General features: G+C 42.5%; 11 protein-coding genes. 5 read left to right on the top strand and 6 right to left on the bottom strand.

Features of this window, described 5'->3' with window-relative positions; genetic code table 11:
* Nucleotides 1–13: 13 nt before the first annotated feature.
* From NJ959_RS21590 to NJ959_RS21585, 3 genes are all read right to left on the bottom strand, one after another.
* Nucleotides 14–460, bottom strand: coding sequence for a retroviral-like aspartic protease family protein (locus NJ959_RS21590; protein ID WP_254013807.1), 447 nt, complete (start codon nucleotides 458–460; stop codon nucleotides 14–16).
* 99 nt (nucleotides 461–559) lie between these two features.
* A complete protein-coding gene (locus NJ959_RS30260) occupies nucleotides 560–694 on the bottom strand; it encodes a hypothetical protein (RefSeq protein WP_256529568.1) in 135 nt (44 codons plus the stop codon).
* Between the two features lie 28 nt (nucleotides 695–722).
* Complete coding sequence (locus NJ959_RS21585; protein ID WP_254013806.1) at nucleotides 723–2,120, bottom strand: TldD/PmbA family protein; 1,398 nt, start codon at nucleotides 2,118–2,120, stop codon at nucleotides 723–725.
* A 250-nt stretch (nucleotides 2,121–2,370) separates the two neighbouring features.
* On the opposite strand from NJ959_RS21585, the gene NJ959_RS21580 reads away from it, so the two are divergent.
* The 3 genes from NJ959_RS21580 (at nucleotide 2,371) to NJ959_RS21570 (ending at nucleotide 4,440) form a co-directional block, all read left to right on the top strand.
* Nucleotides 2,371–3,633, top strand: coding sequence for a DNA cytosine methyltransferase (locus NJ959_RS21580; RefSeq protein WP_254013805.1), 1,263 nt, complete (start codon nucleotides 2,371–2,373; stop codon nucleotides 3,631–3,633).
* Between the two features lie 79 nt (nucleotides 3,634–3,712).
* Nucleotides 3,713–4,096, top strand: a complete 384-nt coding sequence (locus NJ959_RS21575; RefSeq protein ID WP_254013804.1) for a hypothetical protein — start codon at nucleotides 3,713–3,715, stop codon at nucleotides 4,094–4,096.
* Nucleotides 4,097–4,104: 8 nt separating this feature from the next.
* On the top strand, nucleotides 4,105–4,440 hold the full coding sequence (locus NJ959_RS21570) for a hypothetical protein (RefSeq protein ID WP_254013803.1): 336 nt from the start codon (nucleotides 4,105–4,107) through the stop codon (nucleotides 4,438–4,440).
* Nucleotides 4,441–4,463: 23 nt separating this feature from the next.
* On the opposite strand, the gene NJ959_RS21565 is transcribed toward NJ959_RS21570, so the two are convergent.
* Nucleotides 4,464–4,676, bottom strand: coding sequence for a hypothetical protein (locus NJ959_RS21565; RefSeq protein WP_254013802.1), 213 nt, complete (start codon nucleotides 4,674–4,676; stop codon nucleotides 4,464–4,466).
* A gap of 415 nt (nucleotides 4,677–5,091) precedes the next feature.
* Here NJ959_RS21565 and NJ959_RS21560 point away from each other — a divergent pair, with 415 nt between their 5' ends.
* Both NJ959_RS21560 and NJ959_RS21555 read left to right on the top strand, forming a co-directional pair.
* Nucleotides 5,092–6,381, top strand: coding sequence for a DNA cytosine methyltransferase (locus NJ959_RS21560; RefSeq protein WP_254013801.1), 1,290 nt, complete (start codon nucleotides 5,092–5,094; stop codon nucleotides 6,379–6,381).
* Between the two features lie 178 nt (nucleotides 6,382–6,559).
* Nucleotides 6,560–6,766 carry a hypothetical protein gene (locus NJ959_RS21555; protein WP_254013800.1) on the top strand — a complete coding sequence of 69 codons (207 nt, stop codon included), beginning with the start codon at nucleotides 6,560–6,562 and terminating at the stop codon, nucleotides 6,764–6,766.
* A 177-nt stretch (nucleotides 6,767–6,943) separates the two neighbouring features.
* Here NJ959_RS21555 and NJ959_RS21550 read toward each other — a convergent pair whose 3' ends face one another.
* Together NJ959_RS21550 and scpB are read right to left on the bottom strand one after the other, a co-directional pair.
* A complete protein-coding gene (locus tag NJ959_RS21550; protein WP_254013799.1) occupies nucleotides 6,944–7,285 on the bottom strand; it encodes a TMEM14 family protein in 342 nt (113 codons plus the stop codon).
* 357 nt (nucleotides 7,286–7,642) lie between these two features.
* Nucleotides 7,643–8,146 carry an SMC-Scp complex subunit ScpB gene (gene scpB / locus NJ959_RS21545; RefSeq protein ID WP_254013798.1) on the bottom strand — a complete coding sequence of 168 codons (504 nt, stop codon included), beginning with the start codon at nucleotides 8,144–8,146 and terminating at the stop codon, nucleotides 7,643–7,645.
* Nucleotides 8,147–8,286 lie beyond the last annotated feature (140 nt).

The following is an 8,286-nucleotide window of genomic DNA, read 5'->3' as shown; positions in this document are numbered from 1 at the left end:
CCCTACACAATTACTAAAGAATAGTCAAATAAGTATCAGTCCCTTCATCAGGCAAAACCTTCAAAGATTGATTCCGTAAATCCGGTTCCAACCCCAACGCTTCCAAAGGAATCACCCCCAATAGCCCATCTCTACCACCTGGCAATTCCAAACATTCAAAAGTGCCCTCTCTGCCGCACAAAGATATCTTAGCATCCTGAAAAATTCGCGCATTACCAATCCCCATTGCCGTTGTAACATTGACTTGTTTTAAGAGTTTCAATCCCAATCGAGTAATGACATCAGCAGGCAAACATAAAGTTGTTGCCCCAGTATCGACAAGTACATTAGTCAAGGTAACAAATCTTACCTGTTGAGCTGAAATGAATCCATTTTCTGCCAAAACTTGGTCAGCGCGATTTGTTACCGTTAGTGTCGTTAAAACTTTACCCATTTCCTCAGTTATTGTGGTGACAGTCATAGTTTACTCCTAAATGGCTAATTGCTAATTGCTCCTAAATGGCTAATTGCTAATAACTAATAGCTAATTGTTTATTTTGTTTTATTATAACTCCTTGTTCTATTTTTGGATGTAGGGGTGAAGCATTGGCGCGACTAAATTATTAGGTAAATCAGGATTTTTATCCGCCAATGCTTCACCCTGTTTTGTCGCCGCGACTAAATTATTAGGTAAATCAGGATTTTTATCCGCCAATACCTCACCCTATTTTTAGGTTTAATAATTAAACCGCCTCACCCCCCACAACCACATTTCTAATCCGCAAACTAGGACCACCACAGCCAACAGGCAAACCACTTTGTCCACCCTTACCACAACCACCCGATTCATCCCAATGAAAATCATCGCCAATCCCTTCAATATCCGCCAAAGTTTTAAACACATTCCCCGATAAAGTTACATCCCGAACAGGTTCCGCCAGCTTCCCATCCCGAATCATCCAAGCTTCCCCAGCACTGAAAGTAAACATTTCTCCATTCGTCATTCCTCCCAACCAATTTTGAGCAAAAACCCCTTCCTTAATCCCCTTAAATAAATCAGCCACAGGTGTTTTTCCCCGTTCAATCCAAGTATTAGTCATCCGAACAATTGGTGGATAATGATAATTCAGACAACGAGCATTCCCCGTCGGTGTTTCTCCTAACTTACCTGCCGTTTCGCGAGAGTGAAGACGACCAACCAAAACCCCATCTTTAATTAATTGAGTCTTAGTAGCAGGCGTACCTTCATCATCATAAAAATAACTACCCCGGTGTCCTTCATGTGCTGCACCATCAAAAATTTGTAACTCCTCTGGCCCAAATTGCCGTCCCATACTCATCACTTCTAATAAGTCAGGATTTTCATAAGCCATATCAGCTTCGGAAAGATGTCCAAAAGCTTCGTGGACGAATAAACCTGAGAGAATTGGGTCAATTACCACAGGATAATTACCTCCTTTTACAATAGGCAAAGCCAGAGCATTGATACCACGTTGAGCAGCACTACATACCTGTTCATCCAGATTCATTAAATCTTCATAACCTTTGCGAGAGCCTGTAGTTTCTCTCCCCGTTTGCACAATTTCTCCATTACGAGCAGTTGCCGCAAAACGCATTTCCATATCTGCCCAAGATTGTTCAATCAAAGTACCGTCAGATGTGGCAATAATTATCCGCTGATTAGTATCGCCATAACGTACTGTATTGGTGGCGATGCGAGAATCATAGTGTTTGAGTAATTGATTATAGCGATCGCACAATTGCTTTTTCTGTGCCAAAGTAATTAAACGGGGATCTGTACCCGTTAGCGGTAGCTGGCAGGTATCTTGAACTGGGATAATGGGAGCCAGGGTAGTTTCGCTATCCCCAACAATTCGGGCTGCGGTGATGGCTTCCTCAACTCTTTCTCGCAGGGTAGAAAGCTGATTAAAGCTGGCAAAACCCCAGCCTCCCTTATAACAAACCCGAACTTGTCCCCCAATGGAAAGCCCTTCACTGAGAGTTTCCACCTTATCACCCCGCAGGAAAATACTGGTTCCTTCCGATTCTTCCAAACGAATCGCCAAGTAATCGGCGCGGGAAGCATAGCGAGCAATCAAGTCAGCCAGCAAGTTTTTAGCATCAGCGAGTGCGGTTGTCATATCTGGGTAGTTGAATGGAATAATCTGCTATTTTCCATTAAACCTTACTACCCACATTCCGTACCATTAACTATCATAAAGGATAGAAAAGGCAGAAAAGGAACAAATATACTAAATATTTCTACTTAGAATGAGTGGTAATATAGTCAAAGATTCGAGTACCATTAAGCGTACAAGAAGAAGCTTTACCTTCCAGGAGGATCGTGCTAATCTATTTAGAAATTGAACTTACAGTCTTTAGCAAAAACTTATGTTGAGGCGAGAACAACCTATTGCTATTGATTTATTTGCTGGAGCTGGTGGTTTCGGCTTAGGCTTTGAGATGGCAAATTTTTCTGTGCCGCTATCTGTTGAAATCGATCCATGGGCCTGTGATACAATCCGCTATAACCGCCCAGAAACTACAGTTATTCAAGATGATATTCGTACATTCAATACTGAAAGTAGTATTAAAGAAATTTGCCTCTTTCAACCAGATGTAATTATCGGTGGACCTCCATGTCAAGGTTTTAGTGTTGCTGGGCCAGCCCAAAAATATCCTCAAGATCCCAGAAATAGTTTGTTTCTTAACTTCGCTCAGTGGATAAGTTTTCTCCATCCTAAAGCATTTATCATGGAAAATGTTAAAGGATTGCTCTCTCGTAGAAATACCGAAGGAGAAAAAGTCATAGATATAATTAAGGAAACTTTTCAAGATCTAGGATATTTTGTGGAAGTGTGGCTGTTGAATGCGGCTGAGTATGGTGTACCACAGATTAGAGAGCGCATTTTTATTGTTGGTAATAGATACGGCAATAAATTAGATATCCCCAGAAAAACACACTCCTTAGAACTACTACAAATCAATAGATATCAATTATCAGTTTTTGAAGAGACAGGCATACTTCCTGCTTTAACTCTCTGGGATGCTATCTCAGATTTACCACCACTTAATGCACGAGAAGGGAAAGAAGAACAACCTTATTTAGCAGCACCTCAAAATGATTATCAAAAATGGATGAGAAATGAGAGTGAAATACTTTATAACCATGTTGCCATGGAACATTCTCAAAGACTGGTAGAACGATTTAAACAGATTAAATGGGGTGAATCAAGTGCGGATGTACCAAAAGAACATGGGGCGAGACGACGTAGTGGTAATGGTGAATTATCAGATAAATGCTATGACCAAAACAATCGCCGCTTAAATCCTTATCAACCCTCCCACACAATTGCCGCATCATTTTATGCTAATTTTATTCATCCTTTTCAACACCGAAATTTAACAGCTCGTGAAGGAGCAAGGATTCAATCTTTTCCGGATCGTTATCGGTTTTTAGGGAAGAAAACTGTCGTATCCCAAAAATTATTACATCGAGAAAAAAGATTTGATGAGAAGTTTCTTTGCCAGTACAACCAAGTAGGTAATGCTGTGCCACCTCTTCTTGCTAAAGCAATTGCACTTCATCTTCAAGAGAAATTAAATTTATGCCAACAACCAGCAGCAGGAGTTTATATTGCAAGAAGATTCTGAGCTGTGTAAGTCCTGAATAATTTAGGAAACTTTCAGTAACTGTGGTATAATAGAGTGGCTAAGACTGGCGGTTCGTAACATGGATGTTCTAATTGAGTCAACCAAGCGATTTGAGAAAGATATTGCTAAGTTGAGTGAACCTGAAAAAGCAGTAACAATCAAAAAAATTAACTTTTGCGCTAGCCTCTTCCCAACTCAAAAAGCTAATGTCTATCGCAAGCTGCGCCGCCTTCCTCTATCGTCAAATCTTAATGGTTACGAATCTTCACTTTATACACTACGGATTTCTCGAACACTAAGGGTAATTTGGGCAGTTGACGAAGATCCAATTTTTGCGCAAGTTATTTTTACTCTTTTTCGAGTAGTAACACAGGATGAGCTAGAGCGAGCATATCAGGGTGTAGCAGAGTCTTTATATCAAGATATCCTTCACCAAAATCTAGAATCTGCCCAAATCTCGTAAGCTGATTTATGGCACAGACTCTTACCCTCTGCGATGAATATGGTATTATTCACGAAGCCATGAAGATTTTACCAAATGACGAGCTAAAGATTTGTTTTCTTGAAGCTTTGGCAGAGCTTGAAGACAACGAGTGTCACAGAATAAGAAAATTTCCGAAAACGAGACTGCACAAAGTAAAGGGTGTGAAGCAAGCAATTTATCGTGCTGATATCGATAAAGTGTCAGGCTGGCGTATCCACATTCAATACATCAAAGGGCAAATTCATCTCAAGGATATTATTGAGGGGCAAAGGCACGATGATGTCGTTGAGGTGATTAAATCTAAGAAGGGACGCTACGAGTAAACTGCAAGTTGCTATAGATACCCTCAATTACAACCCAACAAAAAAAAAGAAGGAAGAGAATTAACATCTCTTCCTTCTCCCTTATTCTGTTTATCTGTCTTGTCACCGTCTTTCAGCTTCTTCCTCAACATTTGAGTTTGCTTCTTCAGTTGTCGGCTTCGTGCGGAACCACCTTTACCTTTATCGTTTCGTCCCTGACGGCGGGGCGATTCCCACCGCTTCAGTCGCTGTGCCATGGTTATTCTCCTGACTCACAAGAGTTTCTTTTACAATAACTAGATTTGAGTATAGCATGTTTTTTGAGCCAGATTGAAATGCAGATCGCTAATTAATTGCGATCTTAGTCACAAAAAACTGATAACTTGCACCAGTTTCAATAACCCATTTAACCTCTCCCCCACCCCCTCCCCTAAGAGGAGAGGGGAGCCAGAAATCTTGCTCCCCCTTCCCTTCAAGGGAAGGGGGCTGGGGGGTTAGGTTTTTCCACTTGTTGAAAATGGCTTGATGTGAGATAAAACCTACTCACGCCCAACAAAGCCCTTAGCTTTATCGATTAAAAGCAAAATAAGCGCAGACAACTTAAATTCCAGTAATGGAGTGGATGGGAATGGTTCAATGTATCTTTAGATAGTTAATATATGGATAAGGGGCATGGCGACTTCTGGGCACAAACCTGTGGCAATCGATTTATTTGCTGGTGCTGGTGGATTTTCTCTAGGGATTGAGCAAGCTGGGTTTGATGTAGCTGTGGCTGTAGAATACGATGCCATTCACGCTGCCAGTTATGCCTTTAATTTTCCCCAGACACAAGTCTTGTGTAATGATATCGCTACTTTGAATAGCACGGTTATCTTGGCAGCGCTGGAAAATTGGTATGCCCGAAATGAAATTAATCCCGCACTACCTGAGATTGATTTAGTATTTGGCGGGCCACCTTGTCAAGGTTTCTCATATATGGGCAAGTGTGAAATCGATGATGGGCGTAACCGTCTTGTCTTTGAGTTTTCCCGTCTGGTGAGGGAACTCCAACCTCGTTATTTTGCCATGGAAAATGTCCCTGGTTTGGGTCAAAAAAAATATAAAAGTCTCCTGAAGCGGTTGATTCGCGAGTTTAAAGCCGCCGGGTACAAAGTTACTAAACCAGTCCAGATATTGAATGGAGTCCATTTTGGTTTACCGCAGCAGCGACAGCGGTTATTTTTACTGGGGAGTAGGATTGGGGAAAAACCGCTCAAGTATCCGAAACCGCAATTATCTGACAAATCTGAATTCCGAACCGTCCGAGATGCGATCGCAGATTTGCCCAATTTAGATGATTTTACCGAATTATATACCTCCGATTCCATCCAACTCACCGAGGAGCAGCTACAACTAATGGCAGCCAAAGCCATGCCATACACCGAAAAACTGCGGGATATTATTTCCGATTCCGGTAACTTTGCTTATCCTCGCCACTGGAATCCCCAACTCTTGACTGGCGTTATGCTCACCAAACATAGTCAGGCTTCCATTGACAGGTTTAAGGAGACAGAGCCTGGAAAATTAGAACCAATTAGTCGTTTACGGCGCTTAAATTGGGATACACCTTGCCATACTTTAAGAGCAGGCACGGGAGCTGACAAAGGTAGCTATACCTCCCCCCGTCCCCTCCATCCCGATTACCCACGGGTGATTTCTGTCAGAGAAGCCGCGCGTCTCCATTCATTTCCCGATTGGTTTCGCTTCCACGTTACCAAGTGGCATGGATTTCGTCAGGTAGGGAATGCTGTACCACCACTCCTAGCACGAGTTATCGGGAGGCAAATTATCGCCGCATTGGGGATTGCGCCCTCAGTGCCTTATGTTACCTTAGAGTTGGGAGATCCCCAATTACTTAGATTTAGACAGTTATTCGCATCTCGGTATTGGAAACTACAGATTGAGTCCTCTTCCAGTTTCTAGAATAAATAAATGTGATGCCGATCCCTGAGTTAAAGTTAACTAGATCGCAAATCAGCTCGATCCCAGGTCACTAGGTATTTAAGGTTACAATCAGATCTAGATGGTGTCTAGGACAATCGCAGATTATTTCCCTAAGCTATTCTTAAATAAGATAATTGAGATCGTTGGATGAAGATTGATGAAATCTACTGAAGTGTGTTTCCCTAAATTTCCTATTCAGCAAATTGCCCAGCGCATCATTGGTATGCGCCGCATTAATCGCCTGGATCAGCATTTATTTATGTCAGCCCTCCTCTCTAAACATTCCCTCTCCCTAGAGGAACAAAACCTTGTTGAGCAGATTTATCAAGGATTGAGTCTAGGATGGATTAGAGTAGTTGAATAATTAAAAACAACATGAATTTACCATATTAATTAAGCTCGCATTTTTCTGTTTTTAAGCCATCACCTATATGAACTCAATACTATTATTATTAATAGTCAACCTAAATTACTAACTGAGTTGAGGGAGGCACAATAGCCTCCCTCAACCCAACCCAAATGTTAGCAAAAAAAGTATCGGTTAAAGAATTCCTTGACTAGTAATCAAAGTCCAGGCAAAGAAAAATGTCGCAACTCCAGATAGAATCATCATCCCTCCGGCTGGCATAAAGGTACGGGTGCGGAACAAGCGAATAATAAAGACAATAAACAGTACCAAAGCAATCAATGCCGCCATTGCCAATCCCAATGTGGGGGTTTGACGACAAAGAAACCAAGCAATTAATAATCCTGTACCACTGCCCACGCCTGATATCAAGGACATTTTACTCTTAGCCTTGAGATATCCGATCCCGCCGCCCACCAATACCAGCAAGGCGTAAACTAAGATAGACCACGTTGTAATTTGAAATAAATTGTTCATTATTCAGAGGTTTGTTGATATTAGGGGTTAGTTTGGAAAACGACCAATTAGGAGATTTAGGTTTATGACCACCCACGACCTATTGATGTTAGTTTTGCTACTGAGCCCTGGTTTGCTACTGTCGGCGATTATTATGGTAACCTTTGCCGCTGGGGGTTAAGTGACGTTCTCCCCCGTTAACCGTTGGCGTAGCCTGCGCTCTTAGCGCATAGCGCTATAACGGGCGACCCCTTGCCACATTAAGTTGGATTAATACTGGGATCTATCCGCTCTCTTTAGTAGCTGCCAACACCGAATTATACCAGGGAGTGCCAGACAAAAACGCTCGCCCCTGATCTAATCCAAATGCCCCACTCCCTACTCCCTACTCCCTGACAACTTGCCCATTTGCAGGGATGGGAGGAGTTGCTCGACTTCAAAGCGCTGGTGAAATTTTTCAGTCACTTGTAACCAATATGAACGCCCTTCAGTTTGGCGGCGGCGGGAGACAAAGCCTAACTCGATTAGTTCCTGAATATGTTGATATGCACCGCTACCGCGTAAATCGATTAGCTCGGTTTGAGCAATGGGTTCTTTGAGTGCGATCGCTGCTAAAGTTCTTAATGCACCGGTGCCTAATTCAGCGGGTACTAAGCTTTGGACTAAATTCTCAAAAGATCCCCGCAACTGCAAGCTATAACCTGTAGGAGTTTCGACAACTTCTAGGGCGCTGTCACGGTGGGCATAATCTGCCATGAGTTCAATTAAAGCATCTTGGGCGGCAACGCGCTCGCATCCCGCATATTCAGCAATTTCCAAGAGGGAGAGGGGCTTTCCCTTCAGGTATAGGATTGCTTCAATCTGAGTTGCTAGACGAGGCATTGGCAAATCCGGAGGTTTCAAACAGGTTAGGACTTACTAGTAATACTACAATATTTTCCTTTCCGCTCACCTTTCATGGTTTTTTTATCTCCCCGCTCTCCCAACTCTCCCCACTCTCCTCACTCCCCCCACTCCTCTAC

Source organism: Limnofasciculus baicalensis BBK-W-15, from assembly GCF_024178385.1.
GTDB lineage: Bacteria > Cyanobacteriota > Cyanobacteriia > Cyanobacteriales > Coleofasciculaceae > Limnofasciculus > Limnofasciculus baicalensis.
The sequence above is the reverse complement of the archived record's forward strand: the minus strand, read 5'-3'. Positions and strand labels throughout refer to the sequence as shown.